At 69.0% G+C, this 21,281-nt stretch carries 14 protein-coding genes; 5 read left to right on the forward strand and 9 right to left on the reverse strand.

The genetic code is table 11. From position 1 onward, the window contains the following. Positions 1-188: 188 nt before the first annotated feature. The 3 genes from QHF83_RS42150 to clpB all read right to left on the reverse strand — a co-directional run bounded on the left by QHF83_RS42150 (position 189) and on the right by clpB (position 5,219). Complete coding sequence (locus QHF83_RS42150) at positions 189-1,148, reverse strand: DUF4339 domain-containing protein (protein WP_282423743.1); 960 nt, start codon at positions 1,146-1,148, stop codon at positions 189-191. 116 nt (positions 1,149-1,264) lie between these two features. Beyond that, positions 1,265-2,563 (reverse strand): serine--tRNA ligase, encoded by a 1,299-nt coding sequence (serS, locus tag QHF83_RS42155; RefSeq protein ID WP_282423744.1) that lies wholly within the window; start codon positions 2,561-2,563, stop codon positions 1,265-1,267. Between the two features lie 46 nt (positions 2,564-2,609). After that, positions 2,610-5,219, reverse strand: coding sequence for an ATP-dependent chaperone ClpB (clpB, locus tag QHF83_RS42160; RefSeq protein WP_282423745.1), 2,610 nt, complete (start codon positions 5,217-5,219; stop codon positions 2,610-2,612). Between the two features lie 137 nt (positions 5,220-5,356). Between clpB and QHF83_RS42165 the strand changes: the two genes are divergently transcribed. Further along, the gene (locus QHF83_RS42165) at positions 5,357-7,729 is read left to right on the forward strand and encodes a VCBS repeat-containing protein (RefSeq protein WP_282423746.1); all 2,373 of its coding nucleotides are present in this window, start codon (positions 5,357-5,359) and stop codon (positions 7,727-7,729) included. A gap of 91 nt (positions 7,730-7,820) precedes the next feature. Here QHF83_RS42165 and gyrB read toward each other — a convergent pair whose 3' ends face one another. From gyrB to dnaN, 3 genes are all read right to left on the reverse strand, one after another. Then, positions 7,821-10,358 carry a DNA topoisomerase (ATP-hydrolyzing) subunit B gene (gene gyrB / locus QHF83_RS42170; RefSeq protein WP_282423747.1) on the reverse strand — a complete coding sequence of 846 codons (2,538 nt, stop codon included), beginning with the start codon at positions 10,356-10,358 and terminating at the stop codon, positions 7,821-7,823. 257 nt (positions 10,359-10,615) lie between these two features. Beyond that, on the reverse strand, positions 10,616-11,746 hold the full coding sequence (gene recF, locus QHF83_RS42175) for a DNA replication and repair protein RecF (RefSeq protein WP_282423748.1): 1,131 nt from the start codon (positions 11,744-11,746) through the stop codon (positions 10,616-10,618). An 87-nt stretch (positions 11,747-11,833) separates the two neighbouring features. Next, positions 11,834-12,958 (reverse strand): DNA polymerase III subunit beta, encoded by a 1,125-nt coding sequence (gene dnaN / locus QHF83_RS42180; protein WP_282423749.1) that lies wholly within the window; start codon positions 12,956-12,958, stop codon positions 11,834-11,836. A 532-nt stretch (positions 12,959-13,490) separates the two neighbouring features. On the opposite strand from dnaN, the gene QHF83_RS42185 reads away from it, so the two are divergent. From QHF83_RS42185 to QHF83_RS42200, 4 genes are all read left to right on the forward strand, one after another. Beyond that, positions 13,491-15,260, forward strand: coding sequence for a serine/threonine-protein kinase (locus QHF83_RS42185; RefSeq protein WP_282423750.1), 1,770 nt, complete (start codon positions 13,491-13,493; stop codon positions 15,258-15,260). Between the two features lie 10 nt (positions 15,261-15,270). Continuing rightward, the gene (locus tag QHF83_RS42190) at positions 15,271-15,930 is read left to right on the forward strand and encodes an ATP-binding cassette domain-containing protein (protein ID WP_282423751.1); all 660 of its coding nucleotides are present in this window, start codon (positions 15,271-15,273) and stop codon (positions 15,928-15,930) included. A gap of 72 nt (positions 15,931-16,002) precedes the next feature. Further along, positions 16,003-17,817, forward strand: coding sequence for a hypothetical protein (locus QHF83_RS42195; RefSeq protein ID WP_282423752.1), 1,815 nt, complete (start codon positions 16,003-16,005; stop codon positions 17,815-17,817). Then, positions 17,811-18,989 carry a hypothetical protein gene (locus tag QHF83_RS42200; RefSeq protein ID WP_282423753.1) on the forward strand — a complete coding sequence of 393 codons (1,179 nt, stop codon included), beginning with the start codon at positions 17,811-17,813 and terminating at the stop codon, positions 18,987-18,989. Before QHF83_RS42195 ends, QHF83_RS42200 begins: the two co-directional genes overlap by 7 nt. Here QHF83_RS42200 and QHF83_RS42205 read toward each other — a convergent pair. Genes QHF83_RS42205 through zapA form a run of 3 tightly spaced genes read right to left on the reverse strand, consistent with a single transcriptional unit; the run spans position 18,977 to position 21,116 of the window. Beyond that, the gene (locus QHF83_RS42205; protein WP_282423754.1) at positions 18,977-19,678 is read right to left on the reverse strand and encodes a dethiobiotin synthase; all 702 of its coding nucleotides are present in this window, start codon (positions 19,676-19,678) and stop codon (positions 18,977-18,979) included. The two genes, QHF83_RS42200 and QHF83_RS42205, sit on opposite strands and share 13 nt — an antisense overlap. After that, positions 19,675-20,796 (reverse strand): 8-amino-7-oxononanoate synthase, encoded by a 1,122-nt coding sequence (locus tag QHF83_RS42210; RefSeq protein ID WP_282423755.1) that lies wholly within the window; start codon positions 20,794-20,796, stop codon positions 19,675-19,677. Before QHF83_RS42210 ends, QHF83_RS42205 begins: the two co-directional genes overlap by 4 nt. Further along, positions 20,793-21,116 (reverse strand): cell division protein ZapA, encoded by a 324-nt coding sequence (zapA, locus tag QHF83_RS42215; protein WP_282423756.1) that lies wholly within the window; start codon positions 21,114-21,116, stop codon positions 20,793-20,795. The genes QHF83_RS42210 and zapA overlap by 4 nt, the downstream gene beginning before the upstream one ends. Positions 21,117-21,281 lie beyond the last annotated feature (165 nt).

Raw genomic sequence — 21,281 nt, forward strand, 5'->3', positions numbered from 1 at the left:
GAGAGGGCCGGGACGATAGCGCGACTCTCCCCGCTTGGCACGTGCCGAGGAGACGGTCGCTGCCGGCCGCGGGAGGAGGCCGACCGACTTCGACGACGGTCGACCCCCAGCGAAACAGAGCCGTGACCAACCTCGCCGGCGGTCGACCCCCAGCGCAGGAGGGTCGCGCTCGTCTTCGGGGACGGTCGCTACCGCCGAACGCCCCGTCGCGACCGCCTCTGACCCGGGTCGGTATGGTGGCGCGCCGAGGGCGGAGGGGGCGCCACGGGGGCCGCCTCCGTCTGCCGGAGGGTCTCGACCGTCCTGTGCCCCACCTTCGACACGAGCTCGGAGGCGCCGGACACGAGCGCGGGACGGTTCGTACCCTCGTCTTGCCCAGACAGGACCGCGGGCGCGATCCCTCGATGCACGAGCGCGAGGCCCACCGCCGTCACCGCCACGACACACCCGAGCACGAAGGAGAACCCTCCTTGCCCTGCCACAGACCGTCGTGACCCACCCTTGCGACCGAAGGGCCACGCCCGGAGGGGGAGCGAAATCGGCTCCGAGCGGGTCTCGTCCCCCTCGAGAGGCCGTACGCGCGGAGGGTCGCCCGTCTGCGCGACGGCCCCGCTGAAGGTCAAAGGTGTCCTCGACTCGCCGCGCGGCGGCGTGAGCGCGACCTCCGGCAGCGGCGCCGGCGTCACGAGCGGCGGGTCGAAGGAGACCGAATCGGCGAGCGCGTAGGCGAGCTCGGGGATGTGCTCGATCCGCCTCCACCCCTCCATCCCGTCACGCCAGACCGAGGTCTCGGCCCCGATCTCACCCCTGGCGAGGGCCATCCAGAGCTCGAACGTGGTCATGGCCCGCAGGCCCGAGCCGAGCTCGACGCACCACTCGGGCATGGGACGGCCGCTCTCGGTGCTCTCCTCGTCGAGGTCGAGGCGCGCGAGCTTGCGGCGCTTCTTGTGGTTGGCGAACCAGGATTTCGGGTTCGAGCGCGCGTAGGGGATCGTCGGATGGCTCTCACGCGCGAGCGGCGCCGGCTGCGTCTCGGCCTGGTTCTCCGCGGGGGGCGGGAGCATGGACGAGCGCGGCTGGAACACGCTCGGGATCGTGTCTTCCGGGCCCCTGCTTTCGATGGACGACGACACACACGACGCCTGCATGAGACGCCCCTTCCCGACAAACACCGGACGTCCGCAGCCCCGTGCGATGGGGCGACGGGCGGACGCTCGGCGTGACTAGGGCGCTCCTACAGGGTTCTCGTGAGGTCGGCCAAGTTTTAGACGCCCTTGATGACCTCGCACCCCATGAACGGCCGCAGCGCCTCGGGCACGACCACGGTCCCGTCGGCCTGCTGGTACTGCTCCAGGATGGCGATCACCGTCCGGCCGACCGCGAGCGCCGAGCCGTTCTGCGTGTGCAGGAGCCGCGGCTTCGCCTTGGGCTCGGGCCGGTAGCGGATCGCCGCGCGCCGCGCCTGGTAGTCGCCGAAGTTCGAGCAGCTCGAAATCTCGCGATAGACGCTCTGCCCCGGCAGCCACACCTCGAGGTCGTACGTCTTCTGCGAGGCGCCGCTCATGTCGCCCGCGCAGAGCAGCGAGACGCGGTAATGCAGGTTGAGCCGGCGGAGGACCTCCTCGGCGTTCCGCGTGAGGGTCTCGTGGTTCTCGGCGGAGGTCTCGGGCGTCGAGAAGCGCACGAGCTCGACCTTGTCGAACTGGTGCTGCCGGATGAGCCCCCGGACGTCCTTGCCGTGGCTGCCCGCCTCGGCGCGGAAGCAGGGCGTGTACGCGGTGTAGGCGAGCGGCAGTTTGTCGGCTTCGAGGATCTCGTCGGCGTGGAGGTTCGTCACGGGCACCTCGGCCGTCGGGATCAAATAGAGGTCGTAGGCGCGCTCGGGGTCGCTCTTGTGCGTCTTGAAGAGGTCCTCGGCGAACTTCGGGAGCTGCCCGGTGCCGTAGAGCGCCGAATCCTTCACCAGGAAGGGCGGGAGGACCTCGGTATAGCCCTGCTCGCGCGTGTGCAGGTCGAGCATGAAGTTGATGAGCGCGCGCTCGAGCCGCGCCGCCGCGCCCCAGAGCACGGTGAAGCGCGAGCCCGAAAGCTTGGCGCCGCGCGCGAAGTCGAGGACGCCGAGGCCCTCGCCGATGTCCCAGTGCGCCTTGGGCGTGAACGTGAACGACGGTTTGTCACCCCAGGTCCGGACGACGACGTTGTCGTGCTCGTCCTTGCCGTCCGGGACCGACGGATCGGGCATGTTCGGGACGAGGGCGAGCTCTGCCTGGATCTTCGCCTCGACGTCCTTGAGCGCCTGCTCCGCGTCCTTGATCTCCGCGGACAGGCGCTTCAGGGCCTCGCGTTGCTCGGTGAACTCGGCGGACTTCTTGTCCGCCTTGGCCATCTTCTCGTTGGCCTGGTTGCGCGCGGCGGCCTTGGATTCGCTGAGCGCGATGAGCTCGCGCCGCTTCTGGCCGAGCTCGGCGATGGGGGCGAGGGCGGCCGCGGCCGCGGGCGAGCGCCGCGCCAAGGCGGCGCGGACGTCGTCCATGTGATCGACGACGTGGCGGAGGTCCAGCATGGGGGCGGGTTTAGCCGAGACCTCCGCCGCTGTCAGCCGGGTCGGCTTAGTTGTACGTCACTTTCGTGAAGGTCAGGCCATCGCCCGACCGTCCAATCGCGACGGTATCGCCCGACTTGAACTCGCCCCCGAGCAGGCGTTTGGCGAGCTCGTCCTCGATGTAGCGCTGGATGCTCCGCTTGAGCGGCCGCGCGCCATATTGCGGATCCCAGCCCTGCTCGATGAGGAAGGCCTTCGCTGCGGGCGCGACGGTCATCGAGATCCCGCGCTTGGCCAGGCGCTTCTCGAACTGCGCGAGCTGGATGTCGAGGACCTTCTCCACGTCCGACCGTTCGAGCCTGCGGAAGACCACGATGTCATCGAGCCGGTTCAAGAACTCCGGCCGGAAGTGCTTGCGCACCTCCTCGAGCACCACGCGCCGCACGAGCTCGGCCTTGTCCCGCGGATCGAGCCCCTCGCGCTCCTCGACCGCCATCGCCGCCGGCGTGCCGAGGTTCGACGTGAGGATCAGGATCGTGTTCTTGAAGTCGACCGTGTGGCCCTGGCCATCGGTCAATCGGCCATCGTCGAGCACCTGCAAGAGCACGTTCCACACGTCCGGGTGCGCTTTCTCGATCTCGTCGAAGAGCACCACGGTGTAGGGCCTGCGCCGCACGGGCTCGGTGAGCTGACCGCCCTCTTCGTAGCCGACGTATCCGGGCGGCGCGCCGATGAGCCGCGCGACCGTGTGCCGCTCGCCGTACTCGCTCATGTCGATGCGCACCATCGCCTTCTCGTCGTCGAAGAGGAACTCGGCGAGCGCCCGCGCGAGCTCCGTCTTGCCGACGCCCGTGGGCCCGAGGAACATGAACGAGCCGATCGGCCGCTTCTCCTCGCCGAGCCCCGCGCGCGAGCGCCGGATGGCGTTCGACACCGCGACGAGCGCGTGGTCCTGCCCCACGACGCGCCTGCGCAGCTCGTCTTCGAGGCGCAGGAGCTTCTGCATCTCGCTTTCGAGCATCTTCGAGACCGGAATGCCGGTCCATTTCGACACGATGGCCGCGATGTCCTCGTCGGTGACCTCCTCCTTGAGATAGCTGCCCTTCTCCTGGAGCTTTCCGAGCGACTCGCGCAGCCCTTCGAGCTTCTTCTCGACCTCGGGGATCTTGCCGTAATGGATCTCGGCCGCCTTGCCGAGGTCGCCGCGGCGCTTCTCGCGCTCCTCTTCGAGGCGGAGCTGCTCGATCGATTCCTTCGTCTTCTTGATCTCGGAGAGCAGCTCCTTCTCGCGCATCCACTGCGCCCGCATCGCGTCGCGCTTCGCCTGGAGCTCGGCCATCTCGCGCTTGACGTCCTCGAGCCGCGCCTTGCTCGCCTTGTCCGGCTCGCGCTGCAGCGCTTGCTCCTCCATGCCGAGCTTGACGAGCTGACGCTCGACGTTGTCGATCGGCGTCGGCAGGCTCTCGATTTCCATGCGGATGCGGCTCGCGGCCTCGTCGACGAGGTCGATCGCCTTGTCCGGCAGGAATCGCTCCGTGATGTAGCGGTGCGAGAGCACCGCCGCCGCCACGAGCGCCGCGTCCTGGATGCGGATGCCGTGGTGAATCTCGTACCGCTCCTTGAGTCCGCGCAGGATCGCGATCGTATCCTCGACGCTCGGCTCGCCGACGAACACGGGCTGGAACCTGCGCTCGAGCGCCGCGTCTTTCTCGATTCGCTTGCGATACTCGTCGAGCGTGGTCGCGCCGATGCAGCGGAGCTCGCCGCGCGCGAGGGCGGGCTTCAGCATGTTCGCCGCATCCATCGCGCCCTCGGCGGCGCCCGCGCCGACGAGCGTGTGCAGCTCGTCGATGAACAGGATGATGCGGCCCTGCGCGCCCTCGATCTCCTTCAGGACGGCCTTCAGCCGGTCCTCGAACTCGCCGCGGAACTTCGAGCCCGCGACCATCGCCGCGAGGTCGAGCGCCGCGAGCTTCTTGTCCTTCAGCGACTCGGGCACGTCGCCGGCCACGATGCGCTGCGCGATGCCCTCGACGATGGCCGTCTTGCCGACGCCCGGCTCGCCGATGAGCACGGGGTTGTTCTTCGAGCGGCGCGACAGCACCTGAATCACGCGGCGAATCTCCTCGTCGCGACCGATCACCGGGTCGATCTTCCCGCGCCGCGCGAGGTCCGTGAGGTCGCGCGTGTACTTCTCGAGCGCCTGGAACTTGCCCTCGGGGTCACGATCGGTGACGCGCTGATTGCCGCGCACCTGCGTGAGCGCCGCGAGCAGTTTGTCGTAATTGAGCCCCGCGCGCTCGAGGAGCTGCGAGGTGTCCTTGTCGCTCTTCAGCGCGGCGAGGATCAGGTGCTCGGTGGAGATGAAGTCGTCCTTGAGGGACTTCATCTCGTCCTCGGCTTTTTGCAAGAGGCCGAGCGCTCGTCGTGACAAGCTCGGTTCGGCGCCGCCGCTCACGCGGGGGTAGCTATCGATCTTGGCGTCGAGGGCCTGCAAAACACGCCCTGAGTCGACGCCGGCCTTTTCCAGGAGCGGCGCCCCGATCCCATCCTCCTGAGCGACGATCGCTCTGAGCAAGTGCTCCGGATAAAGCTCCGGGTTACCGCGCCGGCTCGCGAGGTCGACGGCAGCACGAACCGCTTCCTGGGCCTTGGTCGTCATTCTATCGATCCGCATGGCACGACCGAAACTAAGGCCGGATCTCTGGCAAGCAAGGGCCTTGCCAAGGGACCGAGGAGGTCACACGCTCGGGGATCCTTTTCGGGTTCTTCGCGATCGACACGGACGGGCGCCCTCGGCGAAGATGCGCCTTCATGCGCAAACATCGGCTCTCTTTTCTCGCTTTCACGGCGCTCGCGGTCCCATCCCTCGCAGCCGCGCTCGCCTCGTGCGGTGACGGCAACGTGACGGGCAGCGGCGCGTCCGCAGGCACGTCCTCGGGCGGCCAGGGCGGCCAGGGCGGCGGCGGTCAGGGCGGACTCGGCGGCGACCTCTTCGGCGACAGCGGGACCACCGGCTGCACGCCCGGCGAGGCCTGCGGCGACGGCGGCGTCTGCACGTCGGGCGGCGTGTGCTGTACGCAGGACAAGGCCTGCGGGGCGGCGTGCTGCGGCGACGCGGAGGTCTGCTCGTTCCAGCAATGCGTGGTCCCCGGCGCGACGTGCATCGACGCCACGGAATGCCCCGCGGGCTCCTACTGCGAATACGCGCTCGGCGAGCCGGGCGGCATGCCCGACGGCGGCGCGGGCGGCTCGTGCCAGGGCGGCGTGACGCCGGCGACGGGCAAATGCCTGCCGCAGCCGCCCGAATGCGCGCCCGGCATGGAGCCCGGCCCGAACGACCCGATCACCTGCCTCGCGAAATGCGAGTACAAGCCGCCCGTCGGCCAGTTCGAGCCCGTGCTCAAGTACGTCTGGGGAGACCCGGCCGCGCCGAACACGCAGGACAGCGTGATGATGGCGCCCATCGTGATCCAGCTCGACGACGATACCTGCGACGGCGTGGTCGACGAACGCGACATCCCGGAGATCGTCTTCCTCACGTTCCAGACGAACAAGTACAACGAAAATGGCACGCTCCACGCCATTTCGATCGTCAATGGCCAGATCGTCGAGAAGTGGACCGCGAACGCAGGCGCGACGAGCCAGAACCACCCGGGCCGCTCGATCGCCGCGGGCAACATCGACGGCGTGCCGGGCAACGAGATCGTGGTCTGCACGATCGACGGGCGCGCGCGCGCTTATACGGCGACGGGCGCGGAGCTCTGGCTCAGCGCGCCCGGCACGTGTTTCATGCCCTCGCTCGCGGACCTCGATCAGGACGGCGACGTCGAGGTCGTGGCGGAATCGCAGATCCTCGAGGGAAAGACGGGCGCGACCGTCGCGACGTTCGAGCCGGCGAATACCTCGAACGTCGTGGTCTCCGACATGGACGCCGACGGAAAGCTCGACGTCGTCACGGCGAGGCGCATTTACAAGGGCGACGGCACGCTCCTCGTCGACTCGAACCTCGTCGCGAGTTTCCCCGCCGTCGGCGATCTCGACAAGGACGGCATCCCCGAGGTCATCGCGATCTACAATTCGAACCACGAGCTCAGGATCTGGCGCGTCGACCCGAACGAGCCCGGCGGCTTCAAGGTCGTGCGCACGGGCATCGACATCAACGGCACGCTCAATCCGGCCCTCTGCCCCACGAACAGCGCGGGCTACGTGCAAGGCGGCGGCCCGCCCACGGTGGCGGACTTCAATGGCGACGGCGTGCCGGACGTGGCCATGGCCGGCGGCGTCGGATACGCGGTCTTCGACGGCAAGAAGCTCATGGACCCCGCGATCCCGAACGCCGAGACGCTCCTCTGGATCCGGCAAACCCAGGATTGCTCGTCCGCGTCGACGGGCAGCTCGGTCTTCGATTTCGAGGGCGACGGCAAGGCCGAGGTCGTCTACGCCGACGAGAAGATGATGCACGTCTATTCCGGGACCGACGGGACGGTGCTTTACGAGACGTGCAACACGAACGGCACGCTCTACGAGTATCCGCTGGTCGCGGATGTCGACAACGACGGGCAGGCCGACATCGTGGTCGTGTCGAACTCGTATTCGAGTTTCACCTGCGCGGACGGCACGAAGACGGCGGGCGTGCGAATCTTCGGCGATAAAAACGGAAACTGGGTCCGCACGCGAAGGGTGTGGAACCAGCACGGGTATCACGTGACGAACGTGGAGGAGGACGGGACGATCCCCACGGTGGAGATGCCGAACTACAAGCAGCCGAAGCTCAACAACTTCCGGCAGAACGTGCAGCCCTCGGGCGAGTTCTCCGCGCCGGATCTCGTCGCCACGGTGTTCCCGCTCTGCGGAGGCCCGACGTACGGGCTCGTGGCGCGCGTGCGCAACATCGGCGAGGCGAGCGTGCCGGCGGGCGTGAACATCGGGTTTTACCTGGACGACCCGGCAAACGGCGGTGTGCCGCTGCCCGGCAGTCCCGTCATGACCACGAAGGTGCTCTATCCAGCCGAGGCCGAGGACGTGAACCTCCCGCTGCCAATGCCGCCGCCCGGCGTGCTCGACGGGTCGAAGAAGATCTTCGTGGTCGTCGACGATCAATCGCCGCCGCACGCATGGCACGAATGCCGGACCGACAACAACGTCGCCCAGGGCAGCGGCGTTTGTGAGGGCGGGCCAAACTGACGCAACGCGCTGGAGAAGTAAAACCCCTCGAAACACAAAACCCCCCTCGAGCAGCGCCGAGGGGGGTTTCGTGTTTGGGGGTTTGCCCCCGTCAGATGTCGAGGTTCTTCACGTTCAGCGCATTCACCTCGATGAAGCGCCTCCGCTCGTCGACCTGCTCGCCCATCAGAATCGCGAAGAGCCGCGCAGCCTCGGCCTCGTCGTCGATCTTCACCTGAAGCAGCGTGCGAGCGTCCGGGTTCATGGTCGTCTCCCAGAGCTCCTCCGCGTTCATCTCGCCGAGGCCCTTGTAGCGGCCGAGCGTGATGCCCTTCTTGCCGCGCTCGTCGAGGTATTCGATGAGCGATTCGCTCGTCTCGAGCTTCGTCTCGCTGCCGCCCTTCGACACGGCGGTCCAGGGCGCCGGGCCCGCGGTCTCCACGAGCATGCGCTCGATGTCGAGCGCGTCCTTGTACTCGGGCAGGCCGAGGAGCTGCCAATCGATCACGGCCACGCGGCTCGAAGCACCCGGCCGCGGCGTCACCGTGATGCGATGCGCGCCGTGCTCCGAGTCGAGCGACGAGACGACCTTGAACGGCATCATGTCGGGATAGCGGCGCTCGAGGTACGCCTGGAGCTTCTCCCGCGCCGATTGGACCTTCGCCTCGTCGCGCAGATCCTCCTGGCTCAAACCCGTCGCGCGGATGAGCGAGGCCACCATGCGCGCATCGCACCGTTTGTCGAGGTTGCCGAGGACAACCTTGAATTGCTTGAGCCGCTTCGCGAGGCTCGGCAGCACGGCGGGCGGCACCGGCGCGCGGCCCTCCGACGACAGGGAGAGGTCCTCGACCGCATTGTTGCCGAGGTACTCGTCGAGCGCGGCCTGATCCTTCAGGTAGATGTCCTTCTTGCCCTTGCGCACGCGATAAAGCGGCGGCTGCGCAATGTAGAGGTGACCCTGCTCGATGACCTCGCGCATCTGCCGGAAGAAGAACGTGAGCAAGAGCGTGCGAATGTGCGACCCGTCGACGTCGGCGTCGGTCATCAGGATGATCTTGTGGTACTTGAGCTTGCCGAGCTCGATCCCATCGTCGTCCTTGTCCTCGCCCTCGCCGCGCGTCGTCCGCACGCCGCTGATGCCGCAGCCGAGCGCCGTGATGATCGTGCCGACCTCGGCCGAGCTCAACATGCGGTCGAGCCGCGCGCGCTCGACGTTCAGGATCTTGCCACGGAGCGGCAGGATCGCCTGGAAATGGCGGTCGCGCCCCATCTTGGCGCTGCCGCCGGCGCTGTCGCCCTCGACGATGTAAACCTCGCTCTTCTCGGGATCCTTCGACTGGCAATCGGCGAGCTTGCCCGAGAGCGAGGTGATGTCGAGCGAGCCCTTGCGGATGACCTCACGCGCCTTGCGCGCAGCTTCACGCGCCCGCGCCGCGAGCACCGCTTTCTCGATGATCTTCTTCGCGCCCTGCGGGTGCTCCTCGAAATACTGGCCGAGCTTGTCGGTCACGGCGCGCTCGACGATGCCCTTCACCTCGCTCGACACGAGCTTCGACTTCGTCTGCGAGTCGAACGACGGGTCGGGGTGCTTGACGCTGAGCACGCAGGTGAGGCCCTCGCGGATGTCCTCGCCCGCGAGCTCCTGCTTGAGCTCCTTGAACAGGTTTTGCGCCTTGCCGTACTGATTGATCGTCTTCGTCAGCGCCGAGCGCATGCCGGCGAGGTGCGTGCCGCCGTCCTTGTTGTGGACGTTGTTGGTGTAGCAATAGATCTGCTCGGTATACGAGCCGCTCCACTGCATCGCGACCTCGACCGTGATGGGCGGCGTGGGCTTCGAGCCACCGTTGCCCGCCGCCTCGGCCTGGCCCTCGACCACGAACGCGATGACGTCGTCGTGAATCGCCTCCTGCGCCTGGTTCAGGAGCGCGACGAACTCGGCGATGCCGCCCTTGTAGTGGAATGTCTCGCTGCGGCCGGTCGGGCGCTGATCTTCGAGGTTGATGATCAGGCCGGCGTTCAAGAACGCGAGCTCGCGCAGGCGATTGGCGAGGATGTTGTAATTGAACTCCGTCACCGAGAAGATCTGCACGTCCGGCTTGAACGACACCTTCGTGCCCGTCCGGTCCGTCTCGCCGAGGGCCTTCAGGGGCTTGCGCGGCACGCCACGCTCGTACTCCTGGTACCAGACCTTGCCCTCGCGCTTGATCTCGAGCTTCAGCCACTCGCTGACGGCGTTCACCGCCGAGACGCCGACGCCGTGCAAGCCGGCGCTGACCTTGTAACTCGCGTTGTCGAACTTGCCGCCCGCGTGGAGCACGGTCATCACGACCTCGGCCGCGGAGACGCCCCTCGCATGCATGCCGACCGGAATGCCGCGGCCGTTGTCCTCCACGGATATCGATCCGTCGAAGTGCACGGTCACGCGAATCTCGGTGCAGTGCCCCGCGAGGTGCTCGTCGACCGCGTTGTCCACGGCCTCCCAGACGAGGTGGTGCAGCCCCGAGCCGTCGTGCACGTCACCGATGTACATTCCCGGGCGCTTGCGCACGGCTTCGAGGCCTTCGAGCGCCGTGATGCTGTTGGCGTCGTAAGCCTGGCCCGCGGTCGTCTTGGATTCGGTTTGCTGGATGCTCGTCGGTTCGGTCGTCATCGGTCTCGTGCTTTCGGCTCCCGAGCGTCTGGCCGATCGGTTCGTTCCGACCCGCACGTTCGCGCAGATCGAGAGGTTCCTCGGGCCGAGCGCGGACGCCTTGATGTCACGCGCGCGGGGGCCGTTTGGAGTCGCGGAAATCTAGCCTTTTTGTGCCTCTTGGGCAAGCTCGGCGGGGCCCTTTTCGTGAGGAAATCACGCCCGATTGGTGCCCGTTTCGCGCGCTCGCGGTCGAGGCGCTCCCGAGCGGCCGGAGGTCAGCCCGCGCCCTCGTCGAGCTCGCCCCGAAACACGCGGAAGTCACGCCGTCCCTCGGCCGGTATGTCCTCCGCGCGGATGAGCTCGGGGCGCGTGGTCGTCAGGAAAATCTGACCGCGATGGAGCGCGAGGAATGAAAAGAGCGCGCCCGTGCGCTCCGGATCGAGCTCGCTCGAAACGTCGTCGAGCAAGAGCAAGGGCTCGATGCCCCGCTCTTTGGCGATCGTCGCCGTCTCGGCCGCCTTGAGCGCAAGCGTGAGCGCGCGATGTTGTCCCTGCGACGCGACCACGCGCGCCGGATGCCCGTCCAGCATGAGCTCGAGCTCGTCGCGATGCGGGCCAAACCCCGCCGACGCCCGAAACGCATCCCGCTTTCGGCCCCGCGCGAGTTCGCCGCGCGCCGTCTCCACGTCGGCCGAGCCTCCCGGCGCGTATCGCGCTTCGAGGCGGAGGTCGGGCGCGGCGATCTGCGCGAACGCGCTCACGAGCTCGACCACGAGCGCCTCGGCCGCCGCCGCGCGCGCCCGCGTGAGGGCCGCGCCATGCTCGGCGCAGAGCTCCTCGAACGCGTCGAGCTCACGCGTATCTCTCGAAGGCATGTCCGCGCCGCGCCGCAAAAGCTCCTGCCTCGCTTTGAGCGCATGCGCATATCGCGCGCGCGCGTCGGCGCTCTCGGGCCGCGTGAAGAGCGCGAGCCGGTCGAGCAGCGTGCGCCGTCCCTGCGCGGGCCCGCTCGACAGCGTGAGCTCCTCGGGATGAAACACCACGACGGGCGAGCGCGTCGCGTACTCGACGAGCGCGCGCGGCCGATTGCCGTCGATGCGCACGGCCACGCTCTTGCCCTGCACCGCGGCCGTCTGCTCGCGCGAGAGCGCCGGCAGCGCGCCGCCGCGCTCGACGAAGCGCGCCTTCACGCTCGCCGCCTCCTCGCCGTGCCGCACGAGCTCGCCCACGCGCGACGTTCGAAAGCTCTTCGAAGTCGCGGCGAAGTAAATCGCCTCGAGCACGCTCGTCTTGCCGTGCCCGTTGTTGCCCCACACGACGTTGAGCCGCGGCGCGGGCTCCATGTCCACCCGCGAGAGGACGCGCAGGCCGCGCACGCTGAGCCGTTCGAGCTCGAGGCGATTCATCGAGATTCACCCCTCTGCCGGCGGGAGAGGGGTCGGGGGTGAGGGTGTATCGGAGACGGGTCGCGGCGCTGATGTAGCGACCGCGTTTCAAATCCGCATCGGCATGATGACCGAGACATAGCTCTCGGCCGCCGACTCCGTCGCCGGACGGATGACCGCGGGGTCGAGCTCGCCCGACACGCCGAGGACGACCTCGTCGTCGCTGATGGCCGCGAGCACGTCGAGGAAGTACTTCGCGTTGAAGCCGATCGTCACCTCGGGGCCGTCGTAGTCGATCGGCACCTCGTCGAAGCCGTTGCCGCTCTCGGGGCTCTCGCTCGTGATGCGCAGCGCGCGCGGCGTCACCGTGAGCTTCACGCCGCCCGTGCGGTCGCTCGCGGCGAGCGAGACAGCGCGCAGGGCCTCGGCGAGCTGGGCGCGCGGCGCGCGGATGCTCCGGTCGCTCACGTTCGGGATGACCTGCTGGTAGGGCGGGAACTGCGCGTCGACGAGCTTCACCGAGAAGGTCATGCCACCGACGCCGAAGAACGCGTTCGGCCCGCTCTGCGTGATGTGCACCGTGGGCGTCTCCTTGTCGACGCCGCTCGTGAGCCTGCGCAGCTCGTGGATGGCCTTGAGGGGGATGAGCATCGTCGCCGTCGCGCTCGTCCCCTCGAGCGTGACCTCCATCTTGGACAGCCGGTGACCGTCGGTCGTGACCATGCGGACGCGGTGGCCGGCCCACTCGAAGAGCGCGCTGTTCACGTGGGCGCGCGTCTCGTCGGTCGAGATGCTGAAGTGCGTGCGCTCGATGAGGCGCGAGAGCAGCTCCACGGGCAGCTCGAGCGAGGGCGCGTCGGGCGCGGGCTTCGGGAGCTGGGGGAACTCGCTGCCGGGCATGCCGTGCAGCGTGTAGCGGCGCGGCGAGCCGACGGCCTTGATGACGGTCTGCGCGCCCTCGCGCGCGGTCACCTGGATGGGCCCGTCGGGCATGGCCTTCACGCGGTCGAGCAGGTCCTTCGCCGGAACGGCCACGGAGCCTGCGCTCACGATTTCGGCCGCCGTCTGACCACTCACCGCGAGGTAGAGGTCGGTCGCGGAAACGCGCAGCGCGTTCCCATCGGCGGCGAGCAGCACGTTGGCGAGCACCGGCATGGCGCTCTTCTTGTCGGCGACGCCCTGGCAGCGGTCGACGAGGCGCAGCAGATCTTTCTTCGCGATGACGAGGTCCATGGCCCTTCAACTCCGCCGCGGCGGGAAAGCAGCGGGTCGGTCCCTCTTAGCAGGGTTATCGGCGGGGCGAAGGTCGAAAAGATGACCGAGGCAAACGTGACCAGGCTCACCCGTTCCCCTCCGATCTAGGGAGATCATTAGATCTAGATCAGGTCGTCATCGTAGAGCCTGTGGACGATGGGGAAAACTCTGGATCGGCCCATGATTTCGATGACTTACGGATCCACCCCCCTGTGGATTGTTCGGGGAGGCCCCGGGGTCGGGTCGGGGAGATCTCGACGGGGGGACGGCCGAGCCCGGTTCTCTCCCCAAGGCAGACCCTGGGATCACCGGAAGTTATCCCCAGCTTGCCCCCGTTCGGCTGTAGGCGCCGCGGACTGACCAGACGAGCACCTGCGTACCGATGCGTACCGAGTGCGTCATGGGCCGCCCGCGCGCGGCGTGTGCTTCCGTCGTGGGAACGAAAACGCGATCGCCGAGCGATTTTGCAGTGGCCGCGCGCGACGGAATGGCCGAACGTAGGGCTCGCGCGATGGGCGAACTCCGCTGCCGCCACTGCGGCATCCGGCATGACGAACGGCTCGTGATTTGCCCGGCGACGGGGCTCGCCATCGGGCCAGGGTCGAGTCTGCCGTCGCGCCCGGCGATGCACACGCCGCGTTCGTTCATCCCGCCCGCGCCGAGCATCCCGCGGCCCGTGGGCATCCCGTCGCCCCGCGTGCCGGGCCCCGCGCCCGTCGCGAACGCTCGCCCGGCGTCCGGCGCCCCTCCGAACCGCGACGGCCCGTCCTCGCAGAGCTCGCACAGGCTCGCGCGGCGTGACCTCGTGGGCCACGTCATCGGCGACAAGTACCGCGTGAAGGCGCTGCTCGGCGAGGGCGGCATGGGCGCGGTGTACGAGGCCGAGCACCTGGCCATCGGCCGCATCGTCGCGGTGAAGGTGCTGCACCCGAAGCACGCGCAGCAGGCCGACTCGGTCGCGCGGCTCAAGCACGAGGCGCGTATCGCCGGGTCGATCGGTCACCCGAACATCTGCGAGATTTACGACCTCGGCCGCCTCGAAGACGGCACGCCCTACCTCGTGATGGAGCGGCTCATCGGCGAGACGCTCGACCAGCGCATCAAGCGCGACGGCGCGCTGCCCGAGCGCGACGTCGTGGACGTGATGCACCAGGTCCTCTCGGCGCTCACGGCCGCGCATGCGAAAGCCATCATCCATCGCGACCTCAAGCCCGAGAACGTTTTTCTCGTCCGCAAGGCCGGCGTGCCGCCCATCGCCAAGCTCCTCGACTTCGGCATCTCCAAGACGATCGACGAGGAGACGTCCACCGACCTCACGATGCCCGGCATCGTCATGGGCACGCCGTACTACATGGCGCCCGAGCAGGCGCGCGGCGATCGCGGGCTCGACCACCGCGTCGATCTCTGGGCCGCGGGCGTGATCCTCTACGAAGCGCTCTCGGGCCGCCGCCCGTTCGTCGCACGAAACTACAACGCGCTGCTCGTGCAGATCCTCACCTCGAAGCACCGCTCGCTCTCCGAGGTGCGTCCGAACATCACGCGTGGAATCGAGCGCGTCGTCGACAAGGCGCTCGCCAAGATGCGCGAGGACCGCTACCAGAACGCCCCCGAGTTCCAGGACTGCCTGCGCCGCGCGCTCGAGCCCGAGCCGCCGCCGCCGTCGCGCCGCGCGCCGCTGCCGCCGGCGAAGATGTCGTTCTCCGAGGACGAAGACGAGACGATGGTGCTCTCGTTCTCGCGCAAGGACCTCGGCTTGCCCATGGCGCCGCCGCGCTCGTCGAAGCAGGGCGCCGCCGGCAACGCGGGTCCGCCGTCGAGCCGCCTGGGCCCGCCCACGACCGTCACCGCGTCGCACCAGGGCGCCGCCGCGCCGTCCTTGCCCGCGCCGCTGCCGCCTCCCTTGCCGCTGCCGCCGCCGTCGCATCCCGCGCAGCAACAAGCGTCCCAGGCATCCGCCTCCGCGAGCGGCCCGCCGTCGACCATGCCGGCCGGGCAGCTCGCGAGCATGGGCGTGGGCAGCGGTCGTCAGGCGTGGCTGCCGCCTCCGCCCGCGCCGTTGCCGCCGCCTGCGGCGCCGCCGCTCCCGGCGCCCGTGCCCATCCCGGTCCACGCGACGGCTCCCTTGCCGCCGCCTCCGCCGCGCCCCGTCCCGCCGGCGCGCCCCGTGACCGACGACGACGACGACGAGCGCACGCTCGTCGACCGGCCCTCGTTCTCCGACGAGCGGCCGACGCTCGTGCGCCCGTTCCCGGCGCCGCCGGTGCCCGAGAAGGGGTCGTGAGCCGCGTCGGATGAGCCGAGCACCACGCCTCACACGCATCGTCGGCAAGGGCCTCATCAAGTCCTACGGCCCCACCGTGGCCTTGCGCGGCGTGAGCCTCACGATCGAGCTCGGCAAGCTGCTCGTCGTCGAGGGCGCGAACGGCTCGGGCAAGTCCACGCTGCTCGGCATCCTCGGCACGGTGATCAAGCCGACCGCGGGTTCGGTCGTGTACGAGCCGCTCGGCGACGACCTGCTCGCGGTGCGCGCCGAGATTGGCTGGGTCTCGCACGAGACGATGGCGTACCCGGACCTGTCGGGTCGGAAGAACGTGGAGCTCGCGGCGCGGCTCGTCGGGCTCGACGCGGCGGAGGCGTGGGCGCGGGCTGCTTCGCGCTTCGAGCTCGGCGCGTTCGCCGAGCGGCCGGTGCGGACGTATTCGCGTGGGCAGCGGCAACGCATCGCGCTCGCGCGGGCGCTCACGCACGAGCCCTCGCTGGTCCTGCTCGACGAACCGACGACCGGCCTCGACAAGGCGGGCGTTTCGCGGCTGCTCGCGGTGGTCGACGAGGAGGTCGCGCGGGGCGCGGCCGTGGTCGTCGTCTCGCACGAGCCGGAGCTCTTTCGCGAGCGGGCCGGCGCGCGCCTCGTGCTCGACCGGGGTCGGGTGGTCGATAGCGTTACCGCCTGACCGTCGCCGAAAAACTACACAATGGACGTCGCCGCGAATGGACGGTGACGATGAACGCGAATTCGGATTCGCGTGAAAGAAGCGTTCGACCTCGGTGTGTCGAATTTCCGTCAGCCGGTATTTTCTTTTCTTTTGCGATTCGATTCGATAAGGATCGATCTCAGCGTGTTCGATCTCGAAAATGGATTGCACCGGGGGAGCACGAGGGCGCGCCTCGTCGCGGCGCTGGCCGCGCTTTGCTTTCTCGGAATCGGGACGGGCGCCGGGGCGCAGACGAAAACGTCGGCCTCGGACGCGGCGCCGACCGAGATCACGGGGACGGTGCTCGCCCTCGAAGAGGAAGGCGAGGAGCTGATCCTGGACCTCGGCTCGACCCAAGGAGCGACGGAGGGGGCGACGGTCGAGATCTGGCGCCCGCTGAAGCTCAAACACCCCGTGACCGGCAAGGTGATCTCCGACCGATTCCGGATCGGGACCCTCGAGCTCGGCCAGGTGCGGCCCTCGATGTCGATCGCCACGGCGACCGGCACGCTCACGCGGACCCCCGAAAAGGGCGACCTCGTGATCCTGCGCAAAGCCCCGGCCCTCGGCAAACCCGAGCCCGCAAAGCCCGACGCCCCCACGACCCCCACGGCGACGGAAACGCCCGCCGGGGATGCCGATCCCGAGGCGCTCGTGATCGCCACGATGTTCGACAAGCTCAAGGGCGCCGACCTCGTAACGCGCATCAAAGCCTACGAGGATTACGTCCGGGAGAAACCGAACGGTCGATATGCGCGCGTTCTCTATGAAGAAGCCGCGTCGCTGCGCCGACTGATCGAAGCCGAAGGAAAACCCGGTTCGAAGGCGGCGCCCGCGAAAGGGCAGATCACGCGGACCGAGCCCTCGCTCGTGAGTTTTTCCCGACCAACGGCAGCGGTGGAAGGCACCCCGCTCGAGCTCGCGGTGGAGCTCGACGACCTGGCCACGGGCGCGATCCTGCACGTGCGGACGAAGGGAAAACAGACGTACACGCCGTTCGTGATGGCCAGCGCTGGCCCCGGCTACTGGGCCGCGACCGTGCCCGGCGAGCGCCTCGTGCCCTCGGAGGTCGAGTACTTCATCGAGGCGACCATGGCGAGCGGCGCCGCGAAAGCCGTCGTCGGCCTGCCCAGCTCCCCCGAGCGGATCCAGATCCAGGACGCGCCCAAGGTCGCGAAGCCCGAGAAACGTATCGCCTCGGCGATGTTGCTCACGGATTTTGCCGACTACAACGGGCTCAAGGGCAACGATCGCGTCTGGCAAACGGAAGGCACGTTCGGGCTCCGTTACGGCGACACCGGCGTGCGCGCGCTACGCACGGGGTTCGGCGTCTACCGCGGCGTCGGCGGGTCGCTCAACGATCTCGATACGCTGGGGCTCTCGGGTCGGCCCGTCGGGTTGACCTACGGCTACCTCGAGACGGAGGTCGGCTTCCACCGGCTGTTCGGCGTGATCGGCAGGATGGCGATCGGGCTGCTCGACGACGGCATCTCGGGCGGCGGGCAGATCCTCTTCCGCATCGGCAACGACCGCGAGACGAACCTGGTGCTCGGCGGCGAGCTGCTCGGCGGCGTGGGCTTGCGCGGCTTCACCCAGCTCGAGCTGAACACCTTCAAGCGCGTGCCCATCCTCGTCCGGACCGAGGTGACGAACCAGCCAGCCGGATCGAGCAGCTACCGGTCGCCGCTCGAGAACGGACAGCCCACGCAGTCCGAGGAGGAAGGCGAGGTCGGCGCGCGCGGGATCGTGCAGGTGGGCTACCGGCTCACACCCGGATTCGTCATCGCGGCGCGTGTCTCGTTCCAGGGCCGAACCATCAACCATGCAGGGCCGGGCTTCGGCGGAGCCGTGGGGTACGAATGGTGACGCGAACCTTCGGGAAGACGCTGGCCGTGTTCGCCGCGGCCGCGCTGTCACTATCCTTCGCGCCGCGCGACGCCGAGGCCCAGAAAGCCGCGGACGTCCCGCCGGGCGAGACGCCGACGCCCACGACGCCGCGCGTCCATCACGCGCCGATCGCCAGCGCGGAGCCGGGCACGAAGCTCGTGCTGGAGGCGTCGTTCGAGCATGCGGAGCTCATCCGGAACGTGCTCGTCGTCTACCAGACCGCGCTCGGCGAGACGAAGGCCGTGCCGTTCCAGCGGGGCGGCGAGAGGGGCTACATCGCGGTCATCCCGGGCGAGGCACTCAAGGCGCCGGGGATCGGCTACACGATCGAGGTCGAGCAGATGAACGGGACGCGCTTCTCCGCGTTCGCGTCCCGGCAGAAGTTCCACCCGGTCAGCGTGATCGAGGATCGGACCGACGCGAAGGAACGAGCGGCGCTCAGTCGGCTCGGCGGGCGTCGCTCGGTCGTCGGGGTGGCGGGCGAGTACGTGGGCTTCGGGAAAACGACGGGCACGACGCCGATCCCATGCGCGGCGGGTCAGCCGACCTGCACGCCGGGCGAGGAGGTCCTGCCGGCGGTCGACGAGCAGTACTACCGGGTGGAGGCGAGCTACACGTACCGGCCGCTGCGCACGGTGTCGGAGTTCGGCTTCCGGCTCGGCCTCGTGCGCGGCTGGTCGCTCGTGCCGCTCTCCGAGTACAACGAGGAGCGGTACAAGGTCGGCCTGAACTTCGGCGCGGCGCGCATCCGCTTCCGGCTGCTCGACCTCTGGCACCTGGAGACGGAGCTCCAGACCAGCGTCACGGAGATCGGCTTCTCGGTCGGCCTCGGGGCGTCGACGTTGATCGGCGACCCGTACGGCTCGAAGCTCATCCTCGGGTTCGAATCACTCGGCCTCGGGGACAGCGCGCCGTTCGGGAATCGGTTCTACAGCCGGCTCGATCTGGTCGCGGGCGACCGCGTGCTCGTCTCGCCGATCGTCGAGGTGACGGACATGCCGAACGCGGAGACGTACGGCGTGCGTCTGATCGGCGAGGTAGGCATCACGCTCGGGCGTGGGTTCTCGGTGCAGGTCCGAGGAGGCTACCAGGCGCGGAGGTCGACGTCGGGTGGACCCGGGTTCGGCGGCAGCGTCCTCTACGCCTTCTGATTCTGGCCCTCGAGGGCGAGCGCCGAGAGCGCCCACTTCGCCGCCGCCCTCGTCTCCTCGGCCGTCGGCTCGGCCCGGGGAAATCCGACCAGCCTCGGAACGATCTTCAACTCGACGAGCTCCTCCGCATTCGTCCCCGTGGACGCATCCGGCACCGCCGGCGGCTGGAGCACGAGCAGCGGCACCGGCAGGTCCGCGGCCATCGTGCGCAGGGCGTGCAGCGTGACCGCGACATCGTGGAGCACGCCGAGCCGATCCGAAGCCACGAGCAGCAGGTGATCGGGTCGCAGCACGCGCACGAGGTCCAGGTTGGCGAGCCCCGGCCCGAGCGGCGACAGGAGCGCCCCCGCCGTCTCGATGACCAGGACCTCCGCGCAGGCATGCATGTCGACCCACTCGGCCACGCGACCCAGATCGATGCGCATCCCCAGGCGACGCGCGGCCAGGTGCGGCGACACCGGATCCGGCAGCGCGTAGGGCAGGGGATGTTTCACGTGAAACGTGCTGAACGCCGCGAGCGCGGAGGCGTCGGTCGGGGTCGTGGGGGAAGGCTCCGACGGAACGCCGGACTCGATGGGCTTGAGGCCCGCGACCGAGACGCGAGCCGAGGCGAGGGCAGAGACGAGGGCAACACCCGCGTGGGTCTTCCCGACGCCGGTTCCGGTTCCGATGACGACGATGCGACTCATGGCTTCCAGCCTTCCGCGAAGGCGGTGACGATCTGAGAGAGGTCCGCGTCGGTGAGGCGCGCATGCGCGGTGACGCGAAGGCGTGAGGTGCCCGGCGGGACCGTCGGGGGGCGAATGGCCTGAACGAGGACGCCACGCTCGCGCAGGCGAAGCGAGATGCGAACGGCCTCCTCGGGAGGACCCACGAAGCAAGGGAGGATGGGCCCATGCGAAGGGAGGAGCGCGTCTCCGATGAGGGAGGCGAGTCCGGCGCGCAGACGGTCCGTGACCTGGTCGAGCCGAGCGCGCGCCTCGTCATCGGCCGCGACACGGAGGACCCGATGCCGGATGGCGGCGGCGAGGGCAGGGCTGATGCCCGTGGAGAAGACGAAGCTACGGGCGCGGTTCCAGAGCCAGGTGCGGAGGACCATCGGCCCGACCACGAACGCACCCTGGAGCCCGAGCGCCTTCCCGAGCGCCCCGACGAGCACGTCCGGCCGAACACCCGCCCGCGCCGCGAGTCCTCGACCTTCGGGCCCGAGGGTCCCGACCGCGTGGGCCTCGTCCACGATGAGCGCGGCATCCCATCGGTCACACGCGGCCCGGAGCCGGACGAGGTCGGGCGAGTCGCCATCCATGCTGAAGTACGACTCGGTGACGAGCCATCGCCGCGGCGCACCCTGCGCCTGCTCGAGCGCGGCCTCGGCGGCAGCCGCATCCCGATGGGGAACGACGACGACCTTGGCTCCGGAGAGCCGACAGCCATCGATGATGGAAGCGTGGTTCAATGCATCCGAGACGATGACGTCCCCCGGCCGGGCGAGAGCCGAGAGGGTCCCGACGTTGGCCGCGTACCCGGACGAGAACAGGAGGGCGGCTTCGAAGCCGAGCCAGGTTGCGATCGTCTGCTCGGCGAGCGCATGTTCGGCGTGATGTCCGCTGACGAGGCGTGAAGCGCCGGCGCCGGAGGGAGCCTCGGAGGGCGCGGGCCAGGGGTCGGTTCCGTATCCGAGGTAATCGTTCGAGCAGAGGACGAGGCATCCCGACGGCGCCGGTGCGCTCGGCTTGCGGAGCAGGCCAGCCTGGTCGAGCGCCGCAATCTCCGCCGCGAGATGGCGAAGGGCGCCGAGTTCGGTCATCGGTCGTCCTCGTCGGATGCGTCCGCGCCGGGTTCGAGGGCGCCGAGCGCGGCGTCGACGCGTTCGAGCATGCGACCGAAGGCGATGCGGGTGCGGGCAAGCTGGTCGGTGTGGCGGGCGCGCTCTTCTTCGAGGTCGTGGGCGAGGGCGAGTGCCGCGAGGAGGAGGGCCTGGGGGTTGACCATGCGGCCGGGGCCGGCGACTTGTGTGAGCTTCTCCTCGACCATGAGGGTGAGGCGGTGGAGTTCGTCGTCGGACGCGGAGGTGACGACTCGATATGTCTGGCCGCCGATGCGGAGCTGGACCTGACGGCCACCCATGGCGGGGGGACGGTACCATGAGGGGGGCCGGGATGCGAGGCGGGGAGGGAGGGTCGGAGGTGGTGGCCACCCGGAGGGGCACGAGGGCGTGCGCGGGGCTTTGCCCCGCACCCCAGCAGGGGGCTGTCCGCCCCCTGCACCCCGGACCAGCGCAAGCGCTGGACT

This window comes from Polyangium sp. 15x6 (genome assembly GCF_029960785.1).
Classification (GTDB): Bacteria; Myxococcota_A; Polyangia; order Polyangiales; family Polyangiaceae; genus Polyangium.

Bases quoted from the DNA above. Each gene is read 5' to 3' on its own strand.
- QHF83_RS42150 (WP_282423743.1), bottom strand. From the start codon at position 1,148: ATGCAGGCGTCGTGTGTGTCGTCGTCCATCGAAAGCAGGGGCCCGGAA.
- serS (WP_282423744.1), bottom strand. From the start codon at position 2,563: ATGCTGGACCTCCGCCACGTCGTCGATCACATGGACGACGTCCGCGCC.
- clpB (WP_282423745.1), bottom strand. From the start codon at position 5,219: ATGCGGATCGATAGAATGACGACCAAGGCCCAGGAAGCGGTTCGTGCT.
- QHF83_RS42165 (WP_282423746.1), top strand. From the start codon at position 5,357: ATGCGCAAACATCGGCTCTCTTTTCTCGCTTTCACGGCGCTCGCGGTC.
- gyrB (WP_282423747.1), bottom strand. From the start codon at position 10,358: ATGACGACCGAACCGACGAGCATCCAGCAAACCGAATCCAAGACGACC.
- recF (WP_282423748.1), bottom strand. From the start codon at position 11,746: ATGAATCGCCTCGAGCTCGAACGGCTCAGCGTGCGCGGCCTGCGCGTC.
- dnaN (WP_282423749.1), bottom strand. From the start codon at position 12,958: ATGGACCTCGTCATCGCGAAGAAAGATCTGCTGCGCCTCGTCGACCGC.
- QHF83_RS42185 (WP_282423750.1), top strand. From the start codon at position 13,491: ATGGGCGAACTCCGCTGCCGCCACTGCGGCATCCGGCATGACGAACGG.
- QHF83_RS42190 (WP_282423751.1), top strand. From the start codon at position 15,271: ATGAGCCGAGCACCACGCCTCACACGCATCGTCGGCAAGGGCCTCATC.
- QHF83_RS42200 (WP_282423753.1), top strand. From the start codon at position 17,811: ATGGTGACGCGAACCTTCGGGAAGACGCTGGCCGTGTTCGCCGCGGCC.
- QHF83_RS42205 (WP_282423754.1), bottom strand. From the start codon at position 19,678: ATGAGTCGCATCGTCGTCATCGGAACCGGAACCGGCGTCGGGAAGACC.
- QHF83_RS42210 (WP_282423755.1), bottom strand. From the start codon at position 20,796: ATGACCGAACTCGGCGCCCTTCGCCATCTCGCGGCGGAGATTGCGGCG.
- zapA (WP_282423756.1), bottom strand. From the start codon at position 21,116: ATGGGTGGCCGTCAGGTCCAGCTCCGCATCGGCGGCCAGACATATCGA.